Below are 24857 nucleotides of genomic sequence, written 5' to 3'. Positions count from 1 at the left end.
AAAAAATAAAGAACGCCCTGTTGGATTCTTTTCACGAGAAAGACTGCAGGCCGGGCGGACCGTTTTCGCAATTCCTCGCAAAGGTGTGTCAATGAGTAGTACGCAAAGCTCCAATGACCTCGAACAGGGGCTCAAACCGCGCCACGTCACCATGCTGTCGATTGCCGGCGTTATTGGTGCCGGTTTGTTTGTCGGCTCTGGCCACGCGATTGCTGCCGCCGGCCCCGCCGTACTGCTGGCCTATGCCGCAGCGGGCACGCTGGTGGTGCTGGTGATGCGCATGCTGGCCGAAATGGCCGTGGCGTCTCCCGACACCGGCTCGTTCTCTACTTATGCCGACCGCGCGATCGGTCACTGGGCCGGTTTCACCATCGGCTGGCTGTACTGGTGGTTCTGGGTGTTGGTGATTCCCCTGGAAGCCAACGCCGCCGCAACCATCCTGCATGCCTGGTTCCCTGACGTGGCCATCTGGGTGTTTACCCTGGTCATTACCTTGTTGCTGACGGCCACCAACCTGTTCAGCGTGAAGAACTACGGCGAGTTCGAGTTCTGGTTCGCGTTGATCAAGGTGGTGGCGATTGTCGGCTTCGTGATCCTGGGTCTGGCCGCGATTTTCGGCTTCTTGCCCACCAGCCAGGTCAGCGGCGTTTCGCACCTGTTCGACACCCAAGGCTTCATGCCAAACGGCATGGGCGCGGTATTGGCCGCGATCCTGACCACCATGTTCTCGTTCATGGGCACCGAGATCGTGACCATCGCGGCCGCAGAGTCGAAGAACCCGGGCCAGCAAATCACCAAGGCCACCAACTCAGTGATCTGGCGGATCGGTTTGTTCTACTTGCTGTCGATCTTCATCGTGGTGTCCCTGGTGCCATGGAACGATCCGACCCTGGCAGCCGTTGGCTCCTACCAGACCGTGCTGGAACGCATGGGCATCCCAAATGCCAAGTTGATTGTCGACTTGGTGGTCTTGGTTGCCGTGACCAGCTGCCTCAACTCGGCGCTGTATACCGCATCGCGCATGCTGTTTTCCCTGGGCCGTCGCGGTGACGCCCCGGCCGTGGCCAAGCGCACCAACAAGAGCGGCACGCCTTACTGGGCGGTTCTGCTATCGACCGGTGCAGCGTTCCTGGCGGTATTCGCCAACTACGTGGCGCCTGCGGCGGTGTTCGAATTCCTGCTGGCCAGCTCCGGCGCCATTGCGCTGCTGGTGTACCTGGTGATCGCGGTCTCGCAACTGCGCATGCGCCAGAAGCGTACGGCGGCGGGTGAGAAGATTGTCTTCAAGATGTGGCTGTTCCCAGGCCTGACCTACGCGGTGATGGTGTTCATCGTGGGCACGCTGACCATCATGCTGTTCCAGGAAGCGCATCGGGTCGAGATCATCGCGACCGGAATCTTGAGCTTGCTGGTGGTGCTGGCTGGGTTGATTGTGTCGAGCCGTCGAAAGGCCCAGCGCGTGGGTGCTGCGGTACTTAATTGACACCTCACTGTAGGAGCCGGCTTGCCGGCGATGGCGTCCTCAAGGGCCCTATCGCCGGCAAGCCGGCTCCTACAGGGTTAGGGTTGTGTCAGGGCCTGGGAGGCTGCGACGTAGTCCGCCTGGAACTGCGGCGACTCAATCCACGCCAGCGCTGCGGCTTCATCCTCGGTGTCGGTGACCCACTGCCGGTACTCGATCAACGCCGCCAGAATGAAATCGGTGGCTTCCTCTTCGCCTTCCTGCTCCAACACCACGGCCAGCAACGGGTGGGACAGGAATGCGGCACACAATGCCTGCTGGCTGGTCTCGCCGGCGGTGCGCATCTCTACGAACAACTCGGTCAAATCCACTGACTCAAGGTCAATGCGGCTGTCATCGCCGGCAAAGGCGTCCGGCTTGGTCGCGACGGCGCGTTGGGTGCGGTTCTGCTTGGCCTTGGCCTTTGCCCGGTGGGCGCGTTTTTGCTGCTTGTTCGGCGAAGCCATGGGCTCAACGTCCTGAGGTGTGTATCTGGGTGGCGTATTGAAGCGCAGGTTGGCGTAAATCCCAAGGGCTTCTAGGCGCGTTCCGTCACCCTGTGCCCGGGCGTGCCGTGCGCCAACTCGCCCTGTTGCAGCCACGCCAGTGCGATTGGCCATAAACGGTCCTGATACTGGCTGCGGAAAAACGCGAAATGCCCGACCTCTTTTTCGCCAATATCCTGCGGGGCGATGCGCAAGTGAGTGCGTTCGCTGTTCTTGAAATACCCCAGCAAGCGGTCGACAGCCGCCACTGTTCCGAACGGGTCGTCGGTGATGCTGATCGCCAGTACCTGTGCCTTCACCCGGGCGAAGGGCAAGTCTGCCAGGGCGCGCCCGCTGGGTCGTGTTTCATAGGTGGCCGTTGGCGTGCTCCAGTCCCGTACCACGCCGGCTGGCGTGTCTTCCAGCCAACCCATGCGCTTGCCGGGAAAGTACCCGCACACGGCCGTTACCAGTGGCATCACCACATGCCATTTGCCGAACATTTTCCAGCGTCCGCTCGCCTGGTAATCACGCCAGTAGGCGAACTGTGCGCCCACCGTCACGATCCGTCGAATTGCCGCCCCTGAGGCACCCAGCCCCGCGGCACACCCGCCAAAGCTGTGCGCGACCACATCAATCGGCTGCCCGGGAAACTCCCGCTGCGCGCGCTGCAACATCGCTTCGAAATCCAGAACGCCCCAATCCGACCATGACGCCTTGAACCCCCGCAGCGAGCCGGCCCGTGACTCGCCGATGCCACGGTAGTCGTACGTGATGACGTCAAAGCCGTTGGCAAACAGGTAATCGGCAAAGCGTGAGTAATGGCGGCAGCGTACGGAGGTGGCGGCGTTGATGATCACGACGGGGCGCGTCAGGTCTGTGCGGACATGGCGCCAGGTAAAACCACCGAGGAGGTGGCCGTCGGCAGCGGGCTCGCGAAAGGTTTCGGGGGCAGGTTGGGCTGGCAGATTCATAGGGCGGCTCGGTATGTGCGCTTTCAATGTGGGTTTGAAGGCCCGCGCGCTTTTTTATCAGTTCCCCGAAATTAGCAAATTTGGCGGAGCCTTTGCGCAAAAAAAACGTGCGTTGCTCGACCTTGGCCTGCCGCATGCTTAGGCTGATGTTCTTTCGATCCAGCAGAGTCAGCCAATGACCCGCGACACCCTCGAGCGCAATCAGATCCCCGTCTACTTCGCCACCGTCTTCCTGGCCGCCCTGTTCGGCCTGCTTGTTCCTTCTGTGGCTCATGGTCTAGGCACGCTGATCACGCCGGCTATCGTCATGCTGATGTACGCCATGTTCCTGCAAATACCCTTTCTTGATTTGCGCGAAGGGTTGAGTAACAAGCGCTTCATATCCGCCCTGCTGCTGGCCAATTTCATTCTTGTGCCGTTGCTGGTCTGGGTGTTGACCCGTGGGCTCGCGGAGCGCCCGGCACTGCTGGTTGGGGCCTTGCTGGTGTTGCTCACGCCGTGTATCGATTACGTGGTGGTGTTCACCCATATCGGCAAGGGCGATTCGCGGTTGATGCTGGCGGCGACGCCGGTGTTGCTATTGCTGCAATTGGCGTTGTTGCCGGTGTACCTGGGTTTCATGCTTGGGGCGCAATCGAAAGTGGTGGTGGCGGTCGGGCCGTTTGTCGAGGCATTCCTGCTGCTGATTGTGGTGCCCATGGTGTTGGCTGTGCTGACCACGTCCCTGGCGCGACGATCCAGGATTGTCAGCGCGTGGAGCGACGCCTGGGCCTGGCTACCGGTGCCGGCAATGGCGTTGGTGCTGTTTGTGGTGATTGGCTCGCAGATCACCTCGGTGGTGCGGGATATTGCCCTGGTGTTGCCGGTGGTCCCGGTGTACATCGGTTTCTTGCTGCTGGCGCCGTTGATGGGGGGGCTGGCTTCGCGGCTGTTTGCACTGCCTGCGACGACGGCGCGGGCGGTGACGTTCAGCGCGTCCACCCGCAATTCACTGGTGGTGTTGCCGCTGGCGCTGGCTTTGCCCGAGGACGTGCGTGGGCTGGCCGCAACGGTGGTGATCCTGCAAACCCTCATCGAGCTGGTGGGGGAGCTACTCTACATCCGGTTGATTCCGATGCTCGTATGGCCCGCAGGTCGGTAAACCCGCAATTGTTCGGGTTTGTTCAGGCGTTATTCAGGGTTGCCATCGGCAACATGCGTCAGCGCACCCAACCTGAAAGGACAGCCGATGGACCACCGCAACCGCTTTCGCCTGGAGTCCCTGGGCATTTTCCTGATGGCTTTGTTGCTGTTTACCCTGGGCATCTGGGACCAGCAGCCCCAAGGGTTTGACGGGCGCTGGGCGCTGTTCCTGCAAGAAATGTTTCGCCATGGCGCGAGCCTATTCCCCACCACCTACGGCCAGCCTTACGCGGATTATCCGGGTACGGCGACCTTCTTCAGCTTTGTAGTTGCCCGCCTGTTTGGCGCGCCGAATCACTTGGCGAACGTGCTGCCCACGGCGCTCGCCTCAGCGGGCGTGGTAGCCCTGATCTATCGTTTGCTGGCGCCGTCCAATCGCCCTTGGGCGTTGCTCACCGTCTTGCTGACGTTGCTCACGACCCAGCTGCTCGAGAAGTCGCGCTCGGTGTGCCTGGATCAGATGGTCGCGCTGCTGTGCGTGGGCAGTTTCTACCTGTTGCACAGTAGTGAGCGTCTAGGGTCGCGCTTGAGGCAGTTGGCGGTATTCCCGCTGTTTGTCCTGGCGTTCGCGATTCGTGGGCCGTTGGGGCTGATCGAGGTGTGCGGCGTGGTGTGTGTGTACTGGGCGTTGGGCAAGCCCGGGGAGCGGGTCAAGCAGGTGTTGATCCATGGGGGCGTCGGCCTGGTCTTGCTCACGGCGTGCTGGTGGGCCTTGATGAAGCTGGCGCGCATCAGTGGTGGCGATGCTTTCGCTGACGCCGTATTCAAGATGCAGGTAGGAGGGCGCCTGGATGAGATTGGCGAGCCGTTCTACTTCTACTTCCAGCTGAGCCTGTATCGCTATTTCCCGGTAGTACCGCTGGCGTTGGCCACCATGATTGCGCTGCGTCATCGTTGGCCTGAGCGCTGGGAAAATAATGATCTGCAGCTGATGCTGCGTCTCGGCGCTTGCGGCCTGATGATTCTGCTCGGGCTGTCGGTGCCGCATTTCAAACGTGCCTACTACATTCTGCCGATGGTACCGATGTTTGCCGCTGTCGCCGCCTATGGGCTGCTCCAGGCGCAAGGCTGGTTGATCGGCGTGCGCCGATGCTACGAATGGCTTGTCGCCGCGCTACCGGCGTTGTGCGTGGTTGTGGTGTTTGTCTGCCGGCACGGGTGGCAGAAGCATGGTTACTGGCCTGACGTTTCGTTGCCGCTGCTGATCGGGGTGCTGGTGATCCTGCAAGTGGCAGCGTTGGTCGTGTGGCGGCGGGCGGGCCGGTTGGTGTGGCTCAGCCTGATCGCATTGGCGGCGCAATGGTTGCTGCTGGTGACCGTGGTAGAGCCGGCCAAGGACCTGCAGTTCGATACCCGGCAGTTTGTCGGCCAGGTCGAAGCGCTTCGCGTGTCGACGCCCGGGCCGTTGGTGTTCGTCGACCTGGGTCGAGACACCTGGGCGGTGCGCTACATGATGAACCTGGATCACGACGAGCAGCCGCTGTTTGTCGGGCGTAACGAGCTTGAGAAGCTCGCGGCGCTGCCTCGGCCGTCGTGGGTCATTGTGGCGCGCAAGGAGGCCGCGCTGTTGAGCGGGACGCCCATGGAGACGATGGCACCGAGTTTTGAAGGCCGCTTGAACGACAACCCGTTGATGGTGTTTTTGCTCAAGTGAGTGGGCGGCGGGTAGCGCTCATGTGATCGGTCGCTCCCGCCCTGGATGGCTGAGTATCAGCTTTGCTGTGATTCATTGGCAGGCCGTGGTCGTTCTTACTTGAACGACCAGTGCTTATGGCCCAAATAGCTGGTGAACACGGGGACAATGACACCTACGGCATGCGATATTTCTTTGATGAAATGAGTCACGCCTAATGCGGGCAATGCGTAATACGCAAGAAAAAGACTAATGGCGAGTGTCTGCAAGATAGCAATTAAGTTGACCAGTACGAAATACATAATGGAATGATGAACCGCCCGCGTACTCTCCGTGAAGACAAAAATCTTGGAGAGCATGAAGGCAGTTATCATGCCCGTTATATAGGCTGCTACCACCGACGCTGAAAAATTTATCCAATGGTTATAAATAATTCGCGATCCAAAGTTAATGCTGGCGGCAAAGCCGCCGACCAGCAAAAACATTATGAATTGCTTTGACCTGAACTGCTTTAGCACGCTGCAGCATCCTTGGCTAATTGCCTACCGAACCCAATGCTTTCAGAGATCCCCCGGTCTTCAGGGTAGTAGTAGGATGTGTCCGCAACCCACAATCCCCGTACTGGTAGTGCTGCGGGTGGCAGATGGTCCAGATAAGCCGGGTCGCAGATAGGTTGGGCATGACGATAACGACTTGCGCGAATATCAATAAAGTCGTCAGCACCAAGCTCAGGATTTATCTTTTGCAGGTATGCACGGACCTTGTCTATAAATACTTGGTCTGGTTCAGAAAATTTCTGGTGTTCACCTGGCATATAGAACGGAACGTAGACGATAGGTTGATCCAGTGGGCGAAGGTTCGAGTACTCGACCAGGCCTGGAATATCCATGTCCGGATCATTGGTGTTCAGCCAGAAATTCTCAGTGAGTGGCTTGCGCAGTTTGGCAATCACACAGACGACTGCGATGTTTTTGAGTGCGCGGAATTTTTCCAGTATCTCAACAGGCAGGCCCGGCATGATGTGCGGCACATAGGGCAGTGGCACAGTGCTTATCACCTTATCAAAGACGTGTTGCACACCGGCAACTTCTACGCTGTTGACTTGGCCATCGCTAATGTGGACGCAATCGACCTTTGCACCCAAGTGGACCTCTCCGCCCAGCGCCTCGATTTCTGCTTTCATTGCCTGCAGCAGTGTCGTTGAGCCGCCTTCGAGGTAGCCCAGCTTTTCTCGGAACAAACTGTAGCGAGAGCGGCCAATCCGGCGAATTCGGCTCCATATCCACGCCGCTGAGAGCCCGTTTGCATAGTTGTAGAACTTGTAGTCAAACAGGCGGCGCCATAGTACTTCCCACGCTTGTTCGCCGACCCAGCGGCGAATCCATCCGGAAGCTTCGACATTGTCGAGCGGGGTCCAGTCGTTGCGTTTCGTACACAGGAATGCGTGGAGTCCATAACGAATTTTCGCGATCAGCCCGAGGCCACGAAACTTCAGCAAGGCAATAGGGTTGCCCCACGGCTGCAGCTGGTTCTGGAACCAATAGCCCATTTTGGTTTCGACCCAGCGCATTTTTCCGGCCAGGCCCAACTCATCCAGCATGGCCAGGAATGCATGATCCGAAATGCAGTGAAAGTGATAGTAGCGCTCGATTTCCAGCCCGCCGAAGTCAAAGCATGCAGTCATCCCGCCGACACGATCATCGGCTTCGAACAAGACAGGCTTATGTCCATCTTTTGCCAGTTGGTAAGCCACGGCGAGACCCATGGGGCCTGCGCCGAGTACGGCAATGCGCTGTCCCATACTCAAAACTCCAGTTCTACCTTGCTATAAATGGGATGGTTGAATGTTTCGTCCACAGCTTGAGAGAACGGCGTATAGGAAACATCAAAGAGTGTCGGCCAATCAATGATTTCGAATTCATCCTTCGCGCTTAATGCCGCGAGCTGTTGCGTGGTGAAGGGTGGGTTTTTATCAAAGATAGCCCACACCCACAGCAGACCATAAAAGAGTGCATAAGGAATGCGCGCGATAATGGTATTGACTTTTGTGGCGCGTTTGATTTCACGGATGATGTCAATGTAATCGATTTTTTCATGCCCCGAGATATTGAATATTCCGGTGGCCGAAGATGACTCAAGGCAACTGATGATGATGTTGCAAAAGTCGCCAACATAAAGGGGCTGTCTCATGTAGCGTCCGTCTCCCGGGATAGGGAATACAGGCACTTTTTTCATGAAGCGGGAAAGCCAACCAAGATGCTTGCGATCAAACCAGCCGAACATCAGTGTCGGACGCAGTATCGGGCAAGGGATACCGCTCTCCAGTACCATTTGCTCTTGAGTTGTCTTGGTTTGTGTATAGAAGTCATCCGCGACAGACACAACGACAGAAGAACTGATGTGCACAAGGCGTGGGATGTCATTAGCCTTGATCTGCTCAAGTATGAGTCGTGTGGAATCTATGTTGTTGCGCACAAATTCTTGAAAATCGTTTCCACCAATTTGCGCCTGAAGCATGACAACAGCGTCGGCACCGGAAAAATGTTGTTGCCAGTCCCCGGCGACAGCCAAGTCAGCATATATAGCTTCAATCGTAGGCTGGGTTTTCTTTAGCGTAGCAAGGTTTGCGCGATGCTTATCAAGCACAACGATGTTTTTGTAGCCTCTTGCTATGAGCCTGGCTATTAGATTCTGGCCGACCAGGCCTGCCCCGCCTGGTAATAGTATCTTGCTGTTTAAGTTCATTTTTTAAACCCAAGGCTCAAATATTTGAAGAGGAAAGAAAGGCACAGAATATAGATCACCCAGTCGACAGCCTCATCAAAGCAATAAAGGGCAATTCGCGCTGCCAGGAAACTATCCAGGTATCGTGCAAAAAACAGGTACCAGAATGACAGCAGCACAGCTGCGATAAAAACCTGTGTGCAAAGCCGGGCTGTGCGGCTTGAAAAAATAGTCAGCGCGGATGCAAGTGCTGGAATCGTCAGCATCAGAAAAATCAGGCGATAGTCCCAGTTGTTTCCAATAAAGAAAGTGCCGACGTAAATCAGGGCGCCTGTAAGAAAAAAGCCTTTCCCTTCCAGGGCGTTGAACTCTTGCGCGTTGCTCGGCAGCAGCTTCTTACTGACAAAGTATGCGAGCCCCGACGCGATGAGGAACAGTGTGTTGATGACGATGTCAACGTAAATTGAAAAGTGTTCCGGGATATTCCCTTTCAAGCGATTTGCGAAAACGCTTCTTCCGTAAGAGAGGTCGCCGGCTCTTGGCGTGGAGTGACTGATCAGAATCAGATCTTGATAGGTAAAGGCAAAGTAGGCCAGGCAGGCGATGGTTGAAATAATGAAAATCCTGATCAGGTTTCTTTTTTTCGATGCCAGGACAATGATCGGCAGGCAGAAAAAGGGAAATATTTTCAGAACGGTTGAAGCCATCAAGATCAATGCTGAAAGTAGAGGGCGCTTATTTACATAAACTGCCGCCACGGTAACCATCAGGAATATCAATAAATCAATATTTCCCCTTTCGACACCGAGCATGGCTGCAGGTGATATCGCGCAACAGGTAATCAAAAAATTGGAAAGTGTGTTTTTGCTGACCCTGAGTAGCAGGAAAATAGCGACTAAGTAAAAAGCCAGCATCAAATAGCCGATCAGCAGAGTATGGCTTTGGTTGAGTCCGAAGTAGAAAAGAGTATGCCAAACTCTTGGGTAGTTCATCGGGTTCTTCGACCACATCATCGGGTTGTTGACCAGTGGGTCGAAGCCTTGGTAGTAGGACTCTGCCCCGGCCGTAATGACGCGTGTGTCATTGAAGATGGGTTTTACTATTTGGACGCCTAAAGCCGACCATAAATCGTCGTAAAAGAAAAAGCACAGGAAGATAAAGGCTGCTATGAAAACAAAGAACAAGGTTGAGTTGGCTTTCTTTAGGTGATTCATTTAAAGCTTTGTCCTGTCGCAAGCCAGTCTGATGATGGAAAGACTAAAGTTGAGGGTGATGTGAACCACAAACTTACAGGTTTGTTTTTTTGAAAATAAACTGTGGTACCAGCTTTATTATCAGCATTATTGCTTTCCAGAATCCAGGGGCGTACAGGACGTCTGTCTTGTTCTCAATGCCCTTGACGATGCGTTTGGCAATCTGCTCCGGCTTGACCACCAGCGGGGCGGGCAATGGCAGGCCTCGCGTCATCGGGGTGTCCACAAAGCCTGGTTTGATATCGATCACATGTACCCCGACCTTGTACAAACGGGCGCGCAGGCCTTCGCAGAAGGTCGAGACCGCTGCCTTGGCAGTACCATACAGATAATTGGATGGGCGGCCGCGGTCGCCGGCAACCGAGGAGATCACGGCGATTGTCCCGCAATGCTGGGTTTCGAACTGTTTTGCCAATAGGGTGAGAAGGCTGATAACGGAGGTTCCGTTGATGGCGAACTCTCTGAGGGCTAGCTCCACATCCTGTTCGCAGGCCTGCTGACTTGGCAGTGTCCCATGTGCGATCAGGGCAATATCAATCTGCTGCATGGCCACGCGACACTGTTCAACCATGTCGGCATGACTGGAAAAATCGGCAGCATCCATGGTGTGGGAAGTGGCAACTTTGGCTCCGCGTGCAAGCAGGTCGGCACGGGTCTGCTCAAGTTTTTCGCTATCGCGGGCGACCAGGAAAAACTCCGCGCCTTGCTCTGCCCACAGGCGTGCGCAGGCTGTGGCGATCGCGGATGTTGCGCCAACAATCAAAACTCGTTTCATGTGATAACTCGGTTCCAAAAGCGGGACATCAAAGAAGGGTCGCGCAGGGCTTCAAGCTGCTCCCAGGCTGGGTACGCCTGGCGGAAATCGATGCCGGTCATGTGGGCATCTTTCGCGGGGTACAGCCGCCCTCCCGCCTCGAGGACGATGGCGTCCAGGCGGGTGAAAAGTGCTGCAAGGCTGGCCTTTTGTGGAAAGTCCAGGGCCAGTGAAGTGCCCGGCAGCGGGAATGACATCAAGCCCGGTGAGGCGATGTCTCCACAGCGCTTGAGCACTGCAAGAAAGGAACCCTGGCCTGATTCGGCAATCACCCTCAATAGCTCTTCCGTTGCCGCTTGCGCCGTCGCATCGGGGATCACGCATTGATACTGTTGAAAACCTTTGCGGCCGTAGATTCGATTCCAGTACAGCAGGCGATCCAATGGATAAAAGAAGGCGTCGTAACTGCTGCGCTTGAAGGTGCGCTGGGCGGGATGGCTACGCCAGTAAGCTTCGTTGAAAGCACGCAGCGACAGGTTGTTGATCAGTGAAACAGGGGGCGTGAGGGGCATCTGAAGCTTGGAGCGAGCATCGACCTCCAGCGAGCCGTATGGCGCATGGTCACCGACGATGAATACCCCGCGTCCGGCGTGAGCCCCTTTGGCCAGGCAGTCTATCCAGGCGACACTGTACTCATGTTGCGGGTCCAGTTCGGCGGATAGGGTGAAGAACTCTGCCAGGTTGCTGAAGCGCACCACGCTGCTATCAATCTGGCTGCTGCGTATGGGCATCAGCTGGATTTCCGACCAGGCGATTATCCCGGTCAGGCCTAACCCGCCAATAGTTGCGGCATACAGATCGGTATTCTCTGTCGGGGAGCAGGTCAGCATGCCTTGTTCATGACGCAATAGGCCAAAGCGCCGAACGTGATTGCCAAAGGTGCCGCGCACATGGTGGTTTTTGCCGTGTACGTCGTTGGCAATGGCTCCCCCCAAGGTGGCGAACTGGGTGCCGGGGGTGACGCAGAGGAACCAGCCATTGGGAATCGCCATGGCGAGGATTTCGGCCAGCGTGACACCGGCTTCGGCCAGCACGATCCCTTGCTGCCAATCGACATGGATAAAACGGTCCAGGCTGCGCATATGCAGAACTTGACTGCTGGAGGCAAGACAGCTGTCGCCATAGCTGCGCCCGTTGCCATAAGGCAGGGTGCTGCCATGGGCTTCGGCCAGCTCTGTGAGCAGGCCTGGAAGTTCGCTGCGCCAGCTACAGGCGTGCGCAGTTTGTGGTGCGTAGGGGAACCGTCCCCACGAGTAAAGGGGATCACTCATGCTGCAATCCAGAACACGAGACCGAACAGTGCGCCGACTATCAGGCTGACACGATCACGAATGGCAAAAACTACCGGGTCGTCATGCATTTGCCCGCGGTGGGTGAGCATCCAGACGCGCGTTATCCAGAACAGTAGCAGCGGGCAGGAGATCCAGATCAATTGGGGGTGAGCGTACAACCCGCTGTCTGTCTGGTCATGGATGTACAGCGCAAGCACCATCACTGCGAGGTAGCCGGAGGCTGCTCCCAGAGATGAGATCATTTCAAGGTCCGAGGGGTAGTAGCCTCGTCCTCGGGTTTTTCCGGTACGCCCCTTGTGTCGCGCTTCATGCAGCTCTGCATAGCGCTTGACCAGTGCCAGGCTGAGGAACATGAACATTGAGAACGCAAGCATCCAGAAGGTTAGGGCGAGGCTGAATGCTGCCGCGCCAGCTATCAGGCGAATGGTGTACAGATTCGCCAGGGCTATAACGTCGATTGCCATGTGTCGCTTCAATGAAAGCGAATAGGCCAGGGTCAAGACGTAGTAAGCCAGGAGTGTTGCAGCGAACTGCCAGGGCAGCAATAAGGCGGCGCCGGAAAATGCGCCAATCAGCAGTAGCGGGAAAGTAAGCAGTCCCGACTTTATCGATAGGCGTCCTGCTGCAAATGGGCGTTTTCGCTTGGTTGCATGGTGGCGGTCATCGGCAAGATCCAGCAGGTCGTTGAGCAGGTAGACGCTAGAGGCGCATAGCCCGAAAAGGATGAAGGCCAGTATGCCCTGCCATAACAGCGTGAAATTGGTGAGCTGATGGGCTGCCAGCAGCGGAACGAAGATCAACAGGTTCTTCATCCATTGGTGCAGGCGTAGAGCCTTGAGCCAATCCTTGGCGCCCCCAGGATTGGAGTGAATGACTTGCTCGACGTTGCCTTGAGCTTTTGCGCGCCGCTCTACGCCGTTTTCCGGGTTGATGACGTAGGCCTTGCGGGCTTTCGACCACACAGGAAGGTCGTCGCTGGAGTTGCCTACGTAATCGAAGCCCTGTTCGCCGTAGTGTTCAACCAGTAAGTCGCGCTTGCGATGAGAAGACAGGTTCCGTTCACCGTCAGATGCCAGCACTTGGTCGAACAGTTGCAGATGCTCTGCGATGCGTTCTGCCAGCGTGTAGTGGCTGGCGGTTGCCAGCACGATGCGGCGTCCATTGCTGCGCTCCAGCTTGATCAGCGCAATGACCTCCGGGTCATAGGGCAGCACGCTGATATCCATATTGGTTGCGCAGGCAAGCCCTTCCTTGAGGGTTGCTTTGCCCTTGGCCAGCCACCCGAAGGGCTTGAGCAGTTTTAACGGTTGAAGGCGCACGTAGGCCATGCCCGTTTCCAGAAGCAAGTCGGAGCGTAGCAGCGTGCCATCGAGATCGACTACTAAGGGGAGGGGCGAAAAGGCGGTCAAAGGAGCTTTTCCCTAATGGCTGGCCAAGTAGAGTGGTGCCAGCGAAATGAATCCAAGGTGACAATGATGGGTGTTATCACGAGCTACGCGGGCGTCCAGTGGGGAAGAGTTGCATGCCCGGCAGCATTTGCGGCGCTATGCTTTTCTAGCCTGCACTTCGTGTTTGGATCGCCGAACGCTGACCATGCTGAGATGCGGTCAGTAGTTTTTGTCTGATACTGCTGTAGGAAAAATCCCAGCTGGCGGAATCATATCACTCCATCAGGGTCACCTGAACCCGGACGTGATATGCAGAGCTTTACCAGAAATGCCCCGGGCCTTTTTACGAATGGCTCGTAATGCTTGGGTTCGATTTTTTTCAGGCAACAAAAAACCCGCACTAGGCGGGTTTTTTGTGTGCTTTCACGTGATGTTGACACCACCTGAAAGCTGAAGGTGGTGCCCAGAGACGGAATCGAACCGCCGACACGGGGATTTTCAATCCCCTGCTCTACCGACTGAGCTATCTGGGCAACGGGGCGCATTAAACGGGTTTTTCAGGGGGTCGTCAAGCAAGTTTTCGAAAAATATTTAATTATTACCGTCGCTTACGTGCTGACCCCGGTTTTTGATCAATTATTGAGCAGGTGGAACGTAGCCATCGGCCTTGGCGTAATCTTCGCCGGAAAAGAACTTGTCCATCTCGCCTGCCAGGTATTTACGATCTTCGGCATTCATCATGTTCAGGCGTTTTTCGTTGATCAGCAGGGTCTGGTGTTTCAGCCAATCGGCCCACGCCTGGGCGGAGACGTGGTCGAACACATCCTGGCCCTTGGCACCCGGGTAAGGAGGGCGTTCCAGGCCTGGCAATTCTTCTTTGTACTTGCGGCACATTACGGTGCGGGTCATGACGACTCTCCTGCATTCAATACATCGGCCGCGCGCTTCAGCAGTTTTTTCACCGGGGCGGCAAGGCCCAGGCGCGGCGGGGTGGCGAGGTTATACCAGAGCCAGTCGGCCTCGGCCACGTGATGGGCGGATTCCTCGACCCGCACCAGCCAGGGTTCGATAGCCAGCTGGAAGTGGCTGAAGGTGTGGATCAACCCTGGCAGTTCCTGTTGTGCGCCCAGCGCCAGTGCGTGCTGGTTGGCGAGGTGTTCCAGGTCTTGCAGGTCATCCAGCTCCGGCAGGCTCCACAGGCCGCCCCACAGGCCGGTGGACGGGCGACGGTAAAGCAGGATCGCGCCCTCGGCGTTGGCCAGCATCGGCATCAGCGTGCGTTTCTGCGGGATGGTCTTGCGCGGCTTGGGGATCGGGTAGCGCGTCTCCAGGCCCAGCATGTGGGCTTCGCAGCCTTTTTCCAGGGGGCACAGCAGGCAACTGGGCTTGCTGCGGGTGCAGAGGGTGGCGCCCATGTCCATCATCGCCTGGGTGTAGGCGTTGACGCGATCGTGGGGCGTGAAGCGCTCTGCGGTGGCCCACAGCTGCTTGGCCACCTTCGGCTCGCCCGGGTAACCCTCCTGCGCCGTAAAGCGCGCCAGCACGCGCTTGACGTTGCCGTCGAGGATCGGCGCCCGCAGGCCCATGCTCAGGCTGGCGATTGCGCCTGCAGTAGACAGACCGATGCCAGGCAGCTCGGTGAGCTTCTCGACATCCCTGGGAAATTCGCCGCCGTATTCGGCCACCACGATCTTGGCGGTCTTCTGCAGGTTGCGCGCCCGGGTGTAGTAACCCAGGCCGGTCCACAGGTGCAGCACCTCATCTTCCGGCGCGGCCGCCAGGGCTTCGACCGTCGGCAGCGAGGCCATGAAACGGTCGAAGTAATTGAGCACGGTGCTCACCTGGGTCTGTTGCAGCATGATCTCCGAAACCCACACCCGGTAGGGCGTGATGCCCTGTTGCCAGGGCAGGTCATGGCGACCATGGCGGTCGTACCAGTCCAGCACCGCCGTTGAAAACTGCTCGTTTCTCATCGCTTGAACAGGCCCTTCAAAGCGTCTTTAAGTTGCGGGTTGACCTTGTCGAGCTTCTCTTCCAGCTTCTCGCTGAGCTTGTTGCCTGCGGCCTTGATGGCCACTTGGCTCAAGCCGTCCTTGTCCAGCCGGCAAGCCTTGGCACCCAGTTCCAGGGGGCCACGGCAGCGCAGCGGTACTTCGATGTTCTGGAAGTTGGCGCCCACCTGGCACGCTGGGTCCGGTACGTCGCGTTGGTCGCCTTCGACGATGATGCCAACGCGGTAGTCCATGCCCAGCACGCGCAGGTCGATGTCACCGTTGCCGTTGACGGTCAGGCCAGGGATGCGGACTTTCAGGTCCGGGTTGTTGGCCACGCCGTTGCGGAACGTCAGGTTGCCGCGCAGTTCCTGGAACGGGGTGTCCTTGCCTTGTGGCGTGGTGCTCAATGACTTGCGGTTGAGCAGGGCGATGCCGGTGCACAGTTGCTGTTCAAGGTTGGCGTTGAGCAGCACGCCGTTGTTGATCACAAAGCTTGCCGTGCCGTTGAGGCTGTCGATCAGCGCCTTCTGGCTGTTGCCGCGTCCGGTCAGGTTGCTGTCGAGGGTGATCTGGCCTTTCACCGGCGGGTTTTGCCCCTGGGCTTGCAGGATGCGTTCAACCGGCACTTGCTTGATATGGCTTTGCAGCGCGAGTACCGGAATGTCCTGGCGCACATCGAGCGAGCCGTTGGCCTGGAAGGTGCCGTTGTAGAGCCCGCCGCTGAGGGTGTCGAGCTTGAGCTGACCATCGATGCCGGAGGCTTTCAGTGCGGCGTTCTGGATCGGCAGTTTGCTCAGGGTCAGTTGGCCGAAGGACAAATCGGCGTTCACGTCCAGGGTGCGCAAGCGCGTCAGGGGGAGCAGCTTGTCGGTGCTCCAGGCGCCTTTGGTCGGGGCGTCCGGCAGCGGGGTGGTGCCACCGGCGGCCATGGCGCCGGCTTCGCTGTTCTGCACTTCCGCCTGGCGTGCGGCGCTGGCGCCTTTGGCGGACTCGGACTTGGCCGGCAGGTAGTTGTCGGCGTTGAAGGTGTCACCCTTGAGCTGCACCCGCAGGGACTGCTTGGCGAAATCATCCACGGCAACGCGGCCGGTGAAGGTGCTGCCGTCGAGCTTAAGGTTCAAGTCTTCCAGGGCCACGCTGGTGGGCGTGCCCTTGAGGCGGCTGACCAGTTCGACTTTGCTCAGGCTGCCCTCGGCCATGGCCGGCAACGGGTGGCCAATGCTGTCGAGGAACTTGGCCAGGTCGAACTGGGCAATGGACAGGGCACCGCTCACTTGCGGCGTCTTGTTCAGGTCGTTGACCTTCACTTCGCCCAGGGCGCGCAGCTGGTTGGCCGACAGCTTGAGGTTGGTCCACTCGGCAATGTTGGCCGCCAGGTCTACCAGCAACTGGCCCTGGGTGGAGAACGTCACAGTCTTGTCTTGCAGGGGCTCGCCGGTGGCTTCGCCGCTGAGCTTCATGTCTTCGAACTGGTAGCGCTTGAGCGCACGCTGGATGCGCAGGTTGCCGTTCAGCTCAGTCTTGACGCGCATCAGCGGCTGGTTGGTGCCCAGGAATGCGGTGAGCTTCAGCGGGATGCTCGCGCCTTCGTGCACGGCGCCGGCGCTCAGCTGGATGCTTTCGGCACTGTATTGCTTGCCGGTCTGCTCATCGTTGTATTCAACGCGGGCGTTGTTGATGGTCAGGCTGTCGATGTCCAGGCGGATTGGCTTCGGCGGTTTCTCCGGCTCGGCTTCGGCAGGTTTCTCAGCAGGCGTCGGCGCGCCGGCAGTGGTCTCGCTCACGTTCTTGCCGATGTCTTCCCAGTTGCCGTGGCCTTGCTTGTCGCGGCTCAGGCGCAGGTTCAGGCCCTCTACGCGAACGTCGCTCATCTGCACTTCTCGGCGCAGCAGCGGCAGCACGCGCACGGACAGGCCGAGCATCTGCAGGTCGGCGAACGGTTGGGTCGGGTTGGTCATGGTCGCCACACTGGCTTCATGCAACTCCAGGCCCAGCCAGGGGAACAGGCTCCAGCCGATATCGCCATTGAGCGTCAGCTCGATGTGGGCCTTGTCGCGGGCAATCTGGCGAATCTCGTCTTTGTAATCGTTGGGATCGAAGAGGTGGGTCAGGGCAAAGCCCAGGGCCACAATGATCAGCAACAGCCCGAGAAGTACCAGACCCAGGATTTTGCCGAACGCTTTCATGGGCGAGTCCTTGTATGTCGAATTCAAAATTTAGCCGCAGAGTATAACGCCCGACGGCTCACGTCAGTGCCCGGATCGTTACATTGTATCCAGCGCCCGAGGAACGGGATTCTGGCGTCAAACAAAACAGATTTCCCGAAAAAGGTGATATCAGTTTGGTTTTTCTGTCATCCACTGGTGCTAATCTGCGCAGGTTCGTCTGTCGTCTGCGACATAGCGTCGCGTTTAAATGGAGCTTTACTCAACAACAACGGCCAACGCTCTGCGTGCAAGGTCGAGGGAGAGAGCGCCTGACGGGCACATACTAATAACTGGGGGAAACACCAATGAGCACTAGCACTGCGGCAGGCCATACTGCCGCACAGCCTGCGTTCCTGTCCAAGGAGCGCATCATCGCCAAGCCAGGCTTCAACCGCTGGCTGGTTCCGCCGGCCGCCCTGGCCATTCACCTGTGCATCGGCATGGCCTACGGTTTCTCGGTGTTCTGGCTGCCGCTGTCCAAGGCGCTGGGCATCACCGCACCGGTCGCCTGCGCGCCGGACATGAGCTTCATCGCGCAAGTCTTCTCGTCCCAATGCGACTGGCCCATCTCCATGCTGGGCTGGATCTACACCCTGTTCTTCATCTTCCTGGGCTGTTCGGCAGCGATCTGGGGCGGCTGGCTGGAACACGCCGGGCCACGCAAGGCTGGCGTTGTATCGGCACTGTGCTGGTGTGGCGGCCTGTTGATCTCGGCGTTGGGTATCTATACCCACCAGATCTGGCTGATGTGGATCGGCTCCGGCGTCATTGGCGGTATCGGCCTGGGCCTGGGCTACATTTCGCCGGTGTCGACCCTGATCAAGTGGTTCCCGGACAAGCGCGGCATGGCCACTGGCATGGCGATCATGGGCTTCGGCGGCGGCGCGATGGTCGGCGCTCCCCTGGCGGCAGCACTGATGGGCCACTTCGCAACGCCAACCAGCGTCGGCGTCTGGCAGAGCTTCCTGGTGATGGCTGCGATCTATTTCGTGTTCATGATCGGTGGCGCGCTGTCCTACCGTGTTCCGCCGACCGGCTGGAAGCCTGAGGGCTGGACTGCGCCGGCGAAAAAAGCCAGCAATGCGATGATCACCCACCGTCACGTCCACGTGAACGTGGCCTGGAAAACCCCGCAATTCCGCCTGGTATGGCTGGTGCTGTGCCTGAACGTTTCCGCCGGTATCGGCATCCTCGGCATGGCCTCGCCCCTGCTGCAGGAAGTGTTCGGCGGCAAGCTGCTGGGCGTGGATGTGCCGTTCGGCCAACTGGACGCCGGTCAACTGGCGTCCATCGCGGCGATCGCGGCAGGCTTCACCGGTCTGTTGAGCCTGTTCAACATCGGTGGACGGTTCTTCTGGGCGTCGTTCTCCGACTACCTGGGCCGTAAAAACACCTATTTCGTGTTCTTCGCCCTGGGCTTTGCCCTGTACGCGCTGATCCCGAACCTGGGGCACCTGGGCAACGTGGCGCTGTTCGTGGCGGCGTTCTGCATCATCCTGTCGATGTACGGCGGTGGTTTTGCGACCGTTCCGGCTTACCTGGCCGACCTGTTCGGCACCCAGATGGTGGGCGCGATCCACGGCCGCCTGCTGACGGCCTGGGCTGCTGCGGGCGTACTGGGCCCGGTGCTGGTGAACTACCTGCGTGAGTATCAGCTGAGCATCGGCGTGGAACGCGCTGCCGCCTACGACATCACCCTATACATCCTGGCTGGCCTGCTGGTGCTGGGCTTCCTCTGCAACCTGCTGGTTCGCCCGGTGGCCGACAAGTACTTCATGACCGACGCCGAACTGGCCGCCGAACAGGCGCTGGGCCACGACAAAGGCGCGGATGCCACCACTTCCCTGGAGTGGAAAGCCGCGTCCGGCACCGTGCCATTGGCCATTGCGGCCTGGCTGGTAGTGGGCATCCCGCTGGCGTGGGGCGTGTGGGTCACCCTGCAGAAAACCGCCGTACTGTTCCACTGATGTAAACCCCTGTAGGAGCCGGCTTGTTGTGGCGAGGGAGCTTGCTCCCGCTGGGTCGCGAAGCGACCCCAATAGATTCACCGTGATGCTGCGGTGAGAGATGTTGGGGTGCTACGCAGCCCGGCGCGGGGCAAGCCCGCTCACTACAATGAGTCGGCTTTTGCTTGTATGCACATGTCTATCCCCTACATTCCTCGCTTCAACTCGTCAGTCTTATCCCCTCCGATGTTTCTGTTTGGCGCCCGCGCCCCTATAATGGCTGCCTTTTTCGCCCAATGATTTTGCGGAGCTGGTGATGGCCGAACGTAAGGCGTCCGTCGAGCGCGACACTCTGGAAACCCAGATCAAAGCCTCGATCAACCTGGATGGCACCGGAAAGGCCCGATTTGATATCGGTGTACCTTTTCTTGAGCACATGCTGGACCAGATCGCCCGTCACGGGCTGATCGACCTGGATATCGTCAGCAAGGGCGACCTGCACATCGACGACCACCACACGGTGGAAGACGTGGGCATCACCCTCGGCCAGGCGTTTGCCAAGGCCATCGGCGACAAGAAAGGCATCCGTCGCTACGGCCATGCCTATGTCCCGCTGGACGAAGCGCTGTCGCGCGTGGTTATCGATTTTTCCGGCCGCCCAGGCCTGCAGATGCACGTGCCCTACACCCGCGCCACCGTGGGCGGCTTCGACGTCGACCTGTTCCAGGAATTCTTCCAGGGTTTCGTCAACCACGCACTCGTCAGCTTGCACATCGACAACCTGCGCGGCACCAACACCCACCACCAGATCGAAACCGTGTTCAAGGCTTTCGGCCGCGCGCTGCGCATGGCTGTGGAGCTGGATGAGCGCATGGCCGGGCAAATGCCTTCGACCAAGGGCGTCCTGTAATGCAAACCGTCGCGGTTATCGATTACGGCATGGGTAACCTGCACTCGGTGGCCAAGGCCCTCGAGCACGTAGGTGCCGGCAAGGTGCTGATTACCAGCGATGCCAGCGTGATTCGCGAAGCCGACCGGGTGGTGTTCCCGGGCGTTGGCGCGATTCGCGACTGCATGGCCGAGATCCGCCGCCTGGGCTTTGACGGCTTGGTGCGTGAAGTCAGCCAGGACCGCCCGTTTCTCGGCATCTGCGTGGGCATGCAAGCCTTGCTCGACCGCAGTGAAGAGAACGATGGCGTCGACTGCATCGGCCTGTTCCCGGGTCAGGTGAAGTTCTTCGGCAAAGATCTGCATGAAGACGGCGCTCACCTGAAAGTCCCGCACATGGGCTGGAACGAAGTCAGCCAGACAGTGGATCACCCGCTGTGGCACAACATTCCGGACCTGGCGCGTTTCTACTTCGTGCACAGCTACTACATCGCCGCCGGTAACCCGCGCCAGGTGGTGGGTGGCGGGCATTACGGCGTAGATTTTGCCGCCGCACTGGCTGAAGGTTCGCGCTTTGCCGTGCAGTTCCACCCGGAGAAGAGCCATACCCATGGCCTGCAATTGCTGCAGAACTTCGCGGCGTGGGACGGTCGCTGGTAAATGGCCAAGAAGCCGAAGCTGCCGATCCTGAACCTCACGCCCGAACAGGAGCGTGAGGCGACGCAGAAGATCAAGCGCTTCATGCAAGACCGCTTCGAGCTCAGCCTGGGCTCGTTCGAGGTCGCCGAGATTCTTGAGCTGTTTACCACCGAAGTTGCGCCGCACTATTACAACAGGGCGATTTTCGACACGCAGACGCTCCTTAAGGAAAGGTTCGAAAGCATCGAAAGCGACCTGTGGTCGCTTGAGAAACCCTGATTTCCCAAGCATTGCTGAATATCGAATAAGGTTTGCCAGATGCTGATTATCCCCGCTATCGATCTCAAGGACGGCGCTTGTGTACGCCTGCGCCAAGGCCGCATGGAAGACTCCACCGTGTTTTCCGATGACCCGGTGAGCATGGCTGCCAAATGGGTGGAAGGGGGCTGCCGTCGCCTGCATCTGGTGGACCTGAACGGCGCCTTCGAAGGCCAGCCAGTCAACGGTGAAGTGGTCACTGCGATCGCCAAGCGCTACCCGAACCTGCCGATCCAGATCGGTGGCGGTATCCGCTCCCTGGAAACCATCGAGCACTACGTCAAGGCGGGCGTGAGCTACGTGATCATCGGCACCAAGGCCGTGAAAGACCCGGCCTTCGTCGCCGAAGCCTGCCGCGCGTTCCCGGGCAAGGTCATCGTAGGCCTGGACGCCAAGGACGGTTTTGTCGCCACCGACGGCTGGGCTGAGATCAGCACCGTGCAGGTGATCGACCTGGCCAAGCAGTTCGAAGCCGACGGCGTGTCCGCCATCGTTTATACCGACATCGCCAAAGACGGCATGATGCAGGGCTGTAACGTACCGTTCACCGCTGCCCTGGCGGCCGCGACCAGGATTCCGGTGATCGCTTCCGGTGGCATTCACAACCTGGGTGACATCAAGTCGCTGCTGGACGCCAAAGCGCCCGGCATCATCGGCGCCATCACCGGCCGCGCGATCTATGAAGGCACCCTGGACGTCGCCGAAGCCCAGGCTTACTGCGACGCCTACAACGGCTGAGGACTGACCATGGCGCTGGCCAAACGCATCATCCCTTGCCTGGACGTCGACAACGGTCGCGTGGTCAAGGGCGTCAAGTTCGAGAACATCCGCGATGCCGGTGACCCGGTGGAAATCGCCCGTCGCTACGATGAGCAGGGTGCCGACGAGATTACCTTTCTCGACATCACCGCCAGCGTCGACGGTCGCGACACTACGTTGCATACCGTGGAACGCATGGCCAGCCAGGTCTTCATCCCGCTGACCGTGGGCGGTGGCGTGCGCACCGTGCAAGACATCCGCAACCTGCTCAACGCCGGCGCGGACAAGGTCTCGATCAACACGGCGGCGGTGTTCAACCCGGAGTTTGTCGGCGAAGCCGCGCAGCACTTCGGCTCCCAATGCATCGTCGTTGCCATCGACGCCAAGAAGGTTTCCGGCCCGGGCGAAACCCCGCGCTGGGAGATCTTCACCCATGGCGGCCGCAAACCTACCGGGCTGGATGCGGTGGAGTGGGCGATGAAGATGGAAGGCCTGGGTGCCGGTGAGATCCTGCTGACCAGCATGGACCAGGACGGCATGAAAAACGGCTTCGACCTGGGCGTGACCCGCGCCATCAGCGATGCGCTGGGCATCCCGGTGATCGCGTCAGGTGGTGTTGGCAACCTGCAGCACCTGGCCGACGGCGTGACCGAAGGCCATGCCAGTGCCGTACTGGCCGCGAGCATTTTCCACTTTGGCGAATACACCGTGCCCGAGGCCAAGGCCTACATGGCGGCGCGCGGTATCGTCGTTCGCTAAACGCTGCTGGACACCATGGCAGGGGCGGGGCACTCTCTGCGCTTGCCATGGATTTCGGTAACCTTCATGTTCAAACACTTGCTGCTTGCCCTCGCCAGTACGTCCATCTTCCTGGCGGGCTCGGCCCATGCCGAAGAGCCGTCTGACGCCGCCCTGGTGTTGCTGACGGAAAATTTCCCGCCCTACAACATGGCGAAAAACGGCAAGAACTTCGCCAAGGAAGAGAACATCGAAGGCATCGCCGTGGACATCGTGCGTGAGACCTTCAAGCGTGCCGGCGTTTCCTACAACCTCACCCTGCGATTCCCTTGGGAGCGAATCTACAAGCTCGCCCTGGAAAAACCCGGTTACGGCGTGTTCGTGATGGCCCGCCTGCCAGACCGTGAAGCCCTGTTCAAATGGGTCGGCCCCATCGGCCCGGACGATTGGGTGATGCTGGCCAAGGCCGACAGCAAGATCCAGTTGGCCGACCTGGAGCAGGCGCGGCGCTACAAGATTGGGGCCTATAAAGGTGACGCCATCGCCGAGACCCTGGAGAAGCAGGGCCTCAACCCGATCGTTGCCCTGCGCGACCAGGACAACGCGCAAAAGCTGGTGGATGGCCAGATCGACCTGTGGGCCACCGGTGATCCGGCGGGCCGTTACCTGGCCCGCCAGGTCGGGGTGACCGAATTGAAAACCGTGTTGCGCTTCAACAGTGCCCAGTTGTACCTGGCGCTGAACAAAGACGTACCGGATGATCTGGTCGCAAAGCTTCAGGCGGCACTCGATCAGTTACGGAATGAGGGTGTTGTCGACCAGATCATGGCCCGTTACCTCTAGCTCCGGCTTTGCCTGAGGAACTTCGACCGTTGGCGTTACCGCTTCGGGCGTTGGCTCAACGTTGGAGGATTCGCTCAAGTACACATGGTCGCCATTGTTATAGACGACGGTGCCTGACACCTGGCTGCCATCCTCGCGCAGCAAACGGTATTCACTGTGCAGAAGGTAAGCCGCAACGGCTTTTTTCGGCGGCACGTACGTGATGATTTCAAGCGGTGCAGAATGGCTCCAGCCTTTTGCCGAGCGCAGCGTATGGGTGAACTCCCGACCCAGATGCGCTGAAAAATTCAGCTCAAAGACATGTTCGCCCGCAGGCCATTCCTTGCCAAGTTCCACGCTGGTGTTGGCTGCCAATGCTTTGACATTCCCACCCAACTCACCTTTGGTGGCTGTCCACATGAACGGCTGGCTGGTTGCCTCGGTGTTATGCCCAAACCCTGCGAGCACGTGGCGATCAGTACGCTCCAGCCGATAAACCGGCGACGTCCCGAGCTGCTCGGTTGCCGTCAGTTCCAGGTCTTTTACGCAGAACCACGGCAATTCGCACACGTGCAGCGCGGAGGCGGTTTCCTCCTGCTGGGGGCTTTCATACCCGAGGAGGGCGGGCGGCGGTGGCAGGTCGCTGAGCTGCGCAGTGAGCGCCAGGCGCAGCGAATAGGCGGCAAGGCCCGTCTTGGCATAGCTGTCAGTGCCGATGAATGTACCCGGCGCCAGATAGAGTTCGCCTGCGCAAGCGTCAGGTAGGGCGGTCGACCAGAGACTCAAGTCGTTGGTGGAGCCGCTGCCTTTGTCGTTCCAGATCAGGTCGCCTACTTGAGCCGGCATCACCAGGTCTTCCCTGATACAACGCACGGCATGGCGTGAAGGCTTGTCGTAATCGACCCCGAACACCAGCCCCATCGCCACGTAGCCTTCGGGTGGCAGTGGGCGCCAGATGGACGCATTGTTTCGCGCCCCGGTTCCTTCGTCATGCCATACCCGTTGGTAGTCGACTGGCGGACGCAGGGCGGTGCCGTCGGTTTTGTTGACATCGCTGACCAAGGCGACGACTTTGTTTTGGTTGATATTGCGGTAATGACCGACCGCAACATCCCCCAGGGAGAAAAACGAGCTCAGCTCATCGGACGTTGCGCTGGGCCGCCACAGGCTGACGGCTTTGCGCGCACCCGAGCCCTTGTCATTCCACAGGGGCAGGAACTCGCTGGTAAAGCTGATGAGCAGGTCGTTGAATTGCAGAGGCTTCATGGAGGGCTCTCCAGTTGATTGAAGCCTCAACTAT

Annotated in this window: 23 protein-coding genes and 1 tRNA gene; 10 read left to right on the top strand and 14 right to left on the bottom strand. The window is 58.8% G+C overall.

Annotated elements, in window-relative coordinates; translation table 11 throughout:
• Nucleotides 1-91: 91 nt before the first annotated feature.
• Complete coding sequence (gene gabP, locus M2394_RS13315) at nt 92-1483, top strand: GABA permease (RefSeq protein WP_259172779.1); 1392 nt, start codon at nt 92-94, stop codon at nt 1481-1483.
• A 77-nt stretch (nt 1484-1560) separates the two neighbouring features.
• Here the strand turns inward: gabP and M2394_RS13310 are convergent, their stop codons facing one another.
• Together M2394_RS13310 and M2394_RS13305 are read right to left on the bottom strand one after the other, a co-directional pair.
• A complete protein-coding gene (locus tag M2394_RS13310) occupies nt 1561-1968 on the bottom strand; it encodes a hypothetical protein (RefSeq protein ID WP_178918533.1) in 408 nt (135 codons plus the stop codon).
• 71 nt (nt 1969-2039) lie between these two features.
• Nucleotides 2040-2960: an alpha/beta fold hydrolase gene (locus M2394_RS13305; RefSeq protein ID WP_259172778.1), complete on the bottom strand. Its 921-nt coding sequence runs from the start codon at nt 2958-2960 to the stop codon at nt 2040-2042.
• A 175-nt stretch (nt 2961-3135) separates the two neighbouring features.
• Here M2394_RS13305 and M2394_RS13300 point away from each other — a divergent pair, with 175 nt between their 5' ends.
• Nucleotides 3136-4101 carry an arsenic resistance protein gene (locus M2394_RS13300; protein WP_259172777.1) on the top strand — a complete coding sequence of 322 codons (966 nt, stop codon included), beginning with the start codon at nt 3136-3138 and terminating at the stop codon, nt 4099-4101.
• Between the two features lie 87 nt (nt 4102-4188).
• Nucleotides 4189-5796 carry a glycosyltransferase family 39 protein gene (locus tag M2394_RS13295; RefSeq protein ID WP_259172776.1) on the top strand — a complete coding sequence of 536 codons (1608 nt, stop codon included), beginning with the start codon at nt 4189-4191 and terminating at the stop codon, nt 5794-5796.
• 95 nt (nt 5797-5891) lie between these two features.
• Here the strand turns inward: M2394_RS13295 and M2394_RS13290 are convergent, their stop codons facing one another.
• The 11 genes from M2394_RS13290 to M2394_RS13240 form a co-directional block, all read right to left on the bottom strand.
• A complete protein-coding gene (locus tag M2394_RS13290; protein WP_259172775.1) occupies nt 5892-6260 on the bottom strand; it encodes a GtrA family protein in 369 nt (122 codons plus the stop codon).
• Nucleotides 6261-6286: 26 nt separating this feature from the next.
• Nucleotides 6287-7576 carry an NAD(P)/FAD-dependent oxidoreductase gene (locus M2394_RS13285; protein WP_259172774.1) on the bottom strand — a complete coding sequence of 430 codons (1290 nt, stop codon included), beginning with the start codon at nt 7574-7576 and terminating at the stop codon, nt 6287-6289.
• A 2-nt stretch (nt 7577-7578) separates the two neighbouring features.
• Nucleotides 7579-8520, bottom strand: a complete 942-nt coding sequence (locus tag M2394_RS13280) for an NAD(P)-dependent oxidoreductase (RefSeq protein WP_259172773.1) — start codon at nt 8518-8520, stop codon at nt 7579-7581.
• Nucleotides 8517-9713 (bottom strand): glycosyltransferase 87 family protein, encoded by a 1197-nt coding sequence (locus tag M2394_RS13275; RefSeq protein WP_259172772.1) that lies wholly within the window; start codon nt 9711-9713, stop codon nt 8517-8519. Before M2394_RS13275 ends, M2394_RS13280 begins: the two co-directional genes overlap by 4 nt.
• 73 nt (nt 9714-9786) lie before the next feature.
• On the bottom strand, nt 9787-10527 hold the full coding sequence (locus M2394_RS13270; protein WP_259172771.1) for an SDR family oxidoreductase: 741 nt from the start codon (nt 10525-10527) through the stop codon (nt 9787-9789).
• Nucleotides 10524-11837, bottom strand: coding sequence for an FAD-binding oxidoreductase (locus M2394_RS13265; protein ID WP_259172770.1), 1314 nt, complete (start codon nt 11835-11837; stop codon nt 10524-10526). The genes M2394_RS13270 and M2394_RS13265 overlap by 4 nt, the downstream gene beginning before the upstream one ends.
• Entirely contained in the window at nt 11834-13267 is a 1434-nt protein-coding gene (locus M2394_RS13260; protein ID WP_259172769.1) for a UbiA family prenyltransferase, read from the bottom strand. Before M2394_RS13260 ends, M2394_RS13265 begins: the two co-directional genes overlap by 4 nt.
• Before the next feature lie 436 nt (nt 13268-13703).
• Nucleotides 13704-13779, bottom strand: a tRNA-Phe gene (locus M2394_RS13255).
• Between the two features lie 103 nt (nt 13780-13882).
• A complete protein-coding gene (locus M2394_RS13250) occupies nt 13883-14155 on the bottom strand; it encodes an oxidative damage protection protein (RefSeq protein WP_176997294.1) in 273 nt (90 codons plus the stop codon).
• Nucleotides 14152-15219 (bottom strand): A/G-specific adenine glycosylase, encoded by a 1068-nt coding sequence (gene mutY, locus M2394_RS13245; protein ID WP_259172768.1) that lies wholly within the window; start codon nt 15217-15219, stop codon nt 14152-14154. The genes M2394_RS13250 and mutY overlap by 4 nt, the downstream gene beginning before the upstream one ends.
• Nucleotides 15216-17426: an AsmA family protein gene (locus M2394_RS13240; RefSeq protein ID WP_259172767.1), complete on the bottom strand. Its 2211-nt coding sequence runs from the start codon at nt 17424-17426 to the stop codon at nt 15216-15218. Before M2394_RS13240 ends, mutY begins: the two co-directional genes overlap by 4 nt.
• A 326-nt stretch (nt 17427-17752) precedes the next feature.
• Here M2394_RS13240 and M2394_RS13235 point away from each other — a divergent pair, with 326 nt between their 5' ends.
• From M2394_RS13235 to M2394_RS13205, 7 genes are all read left to right on the top strand, one after another.
• Complete coding sequence (locus tag M2394_RS13235; RefSeq protein ID WP_178918540.1) at nt 17753-19414, top strand: OFA family MFS transporter; 1662 nt, start codon at nt 17753-17755, stop codon at nt 19412-19414.
• Between the two features lie 295 nt (nt 19415-19709).
• Nucleotides 19710-20303, top strand: a complete 594-nt coding sequence (gene hisB, locus M2394_RS13230) for an imidazoleglycerol-phosphate dehydratase HisB (RefSeq protein WP_017849940.1) — start codon at nt 19710-19712, stop codon at nt 20301-20303.
• Nucleotides 20303-20941, top strand: coding sequence for an imidazole glycerol phosphate synthase subunit HisH (hisH, locus tag M2394_RS13225; RefSeq protein ID WP_178918541.1), 639 nt, complete (start codon nt 20303-20305; stop codon nt 20939-20941). Before hisB ends, hisH begins: the two co-directional genes overlap by 1 nt.
• Complete coding sequence (locus M2394_RS13220) at nt 20942-21199, top strand: DUF2164 domain-containing protein (protein ID WP_259172765.1); 258 nt, start codon at nt 20942-20944, stop codon at nt 21197-21199. It begins immediately after the preceding gene.
• Between the two features lie 39 nt (nt 21200-21238).
• Nucleotides 21239-21976: a 1-(5-phosphoribosyl)-5-[(5-phosphoribosylamino)methylideneamino]imidazole-4-carboxamide isomerase gene (gene hisA, locus M2394_RS13215; RefSeq protein ID WP_008435688.1), complete on the top strand. Its 738-nt coding sequence runs from the start codon at nt 21239-21241 to the stop codon at nt 21974-21976.
• Nucleotides 21977-21985: 9 nt separating this feature from the next.
• A complete protein-coding gene (gene hisF / locus M2394_RS13210; RefSeq protein ID WP_016972251.1) occupies nt 21986-22756 on the top strand; it encodes an imidazole glycerol phosphate synthase subunit HisF in 771 nt (256 codons plus the stop codon).
• A 66-nt stretch (nt 22757-22822) separates the two neighbouring features.
• On the top strand, nt 22823-23578 hold the full coding sequence (locus tag M2394_RS13205; RefSeq protein ID WP_178918543.1) for an ABC transporter substrate-binding protein: 756 nt from the start codon (nt 22823-22825) through the stop codon (nt 23576-23578).
• Here the strand turns inward: M2394_RS13205 and M2394_RS13200 are convergent.
• Complete coding sequence (locus M2394_RS13200; RefSeq protein ID WP_259172763.1) at nt 23531-24823, bottom strand: Vps62-related protein; 1293 nt, start codon at nt 24821-24823, stop codon at nt 23531-23533. The genes M2394_RS13205 and M2394_RS13200 overlap by 48 nt on opposite strands.
• Nucleotides 24824-24857 lie beyond the last annotated feature (34 nt).

It is taken from the genome of Pseudomonas sp. BIGb0164, from assembly GCF_024810135.1.
GTDB lineage: Bacteria > Pseudomonadota > Gammaproteobacteria > Pseudomonadales > Pseudomonadaceae > Aquipseudomonas.
Note: the sequence above shows the minus strand (reverse complement) of the source record. Positions and strands in the feature narration are given on the sequence as shown.

What these genes read in the sequence shown, in the direction of transcription:
- gabP (WP_259172779.1), top strand. Translation starts at nt 92, where the DNA reads ATGAGTAGTACGCAAAGCTCCAATGACCTCGAACAGGGGCTCAAACCG.
- M2394_RS13310 (WP_178918533.1), bottom strand. Translation starts at nt 1,968, where the DNA reads ATGGCTTCGCCGAACAAGCAGCAAAAACGCGCCCACCGGGCAAAGGCC.
- M2394_RS13305 (WP_259172778.1), bottom strand. Translation starts at nt 2,960, where the DNA reads ATGAATCTGCCAGCCCAACCTGCCCCCGAAACCTTTCGCGAGCCCGCT.
- M2394_RS13300 (WP_259172777.1), top strand. Translation starts at nt 3,136, where the DNA reads ATGACCCGCGACACCCTCGAGCGCAATCAGATCCCCGTCTACTTCGCC.
- M2394_RS13295 (WP_259172776.1), top strand. Translation starts at nt 4,189, where the DNA reads ATGGACCACCGCAACCGCTTTCGCCTGGAGTCCCTGGGCATTTTCCTG.
- M2394_RS13290 (WP_259172775.1), bottom strand. Translation starts at nt 6,260, where the DNA reads ATGTTTTTGCTGGTCGGCGGCTTTGCCGCCAGCATTAACTTTGGATCG.
- M2394_RS13285 (WP_259172774.1), bottom strand. Translation starts at nt 7,576, where the DNA reads ATGGGACAGCGCATTGCCGTACTCGGCGCAGGCCCCATGGGTCTCGCC.
- M2394_RS13280 (WP_259172773.1), bottom strand. Translation starts at nt 8,520, where the DNA reads ATGAACTTAAACAGCAAGATACTATTACCAGGCGGGGCAGGCCTGGTC.
- M2394_RS13275 (WP_259172772.1), bottom strand. Translation starts at nt 9,713, where the DNA reads ATGAATCACCTAAAGAAAGCCAACTCAACCTTGTTCTTTGTTTTCATA.
- M2394_RS13270 (WP_259172771.1), bottom strand. Translation starts at nt 10,527, where the DNA reads ATGAAACGAGTTTTGATTGTTGGCGCAACATCCGCGATCGCCACAGCC.
- M2394_RS13265 (WP_259172770.1), bottom strand. Translation starts at nt 11,837, where the DNA reads ATGAGTGATCCCCTTTACTCGTGGGGACGGTTCCCCTACGCACCACAA.
- M2394_RS13250 (WP_176997294.1), bottom strand. Translation starts at nt 14,155, where the DNA reads ATGACCCGCACCGTAATGTGCCGCAAGTACAAAGAAGAATTGCCAGGC.
- mutY (WP_259172768.1), bottom strand. Translation starts at nt 15,219, where the DNA reads ATGAGAAACGAGCAGTTTTCAACGGCGGTGCTGGACTGGTACGACCGC.
- M2394_RS13240 (WP_259172767.1), bottom strand. Translation starts at nt 17,426, where the DNA reads ATGAAAGCGTTCGGCAAAATCCTGGGTCTGGTACTTCTCGGGCTGTTG.
- M2394_RS13235 (WP_178918540.1), top strand. Translation starts at nt 17,753, where the DNA reads ATGAGCACTAGCACTGCGGCAGGCCATACTGCCGCACAGCCTGCGTTC.
- hisB (WP_017849940.1), top strand. Translation starts at nt 19,710, where the DNA reads ATGGCCGAACGTAAGGCGTCCGTCGAGCGCGACACTCTGGAAACCCAG.
- hisH (WP_178918541.1), top strand. Translation starts at nt 20,303, where the DNA reads ATGCAAACCGTCGCGGTTATCGATTACGGCATGGGTAACCTGCACTCG.
- M2394_RS13220 (WP_259172765.1), top strand. Translation starts at nt 20,942, where the DNA reads ATGGCCAAGAAGCCGAAGCTGCCGATCCTGAACCTCACGCCCGAACAG.
- hisA (WP_008435688.1), top strand. Translation starts at nt 21,239, where the DNA reads ATGCTGATTATCCCCGCTATCGATCTCAAGGACGGCGCTTGTGTACGC.
- hisF (WP_016972251.1), top strand. Translation starts at nt 21,986, where the DNA reads ATGGCGCTGGCCAAACGCATCATCCCTTGCCTGGACGTCGACAACGGT.
- M2394_RS13205 (WP_178918543.1), top strand. Translation starts at nt 22,823, where the DNA reads ATGTTCAAACACTTGCTGCTTGCCCTCGCCAGTACGTCCATCTTCCTG.
- M2394_RS13200 (WP_259172763.1), bottom strand. Translation starts at nt 24,823, where the DNA reads ATGAAGCCTCTGCAATTCAACGACCTGCTCATCAGCTTTACCAGCGAG.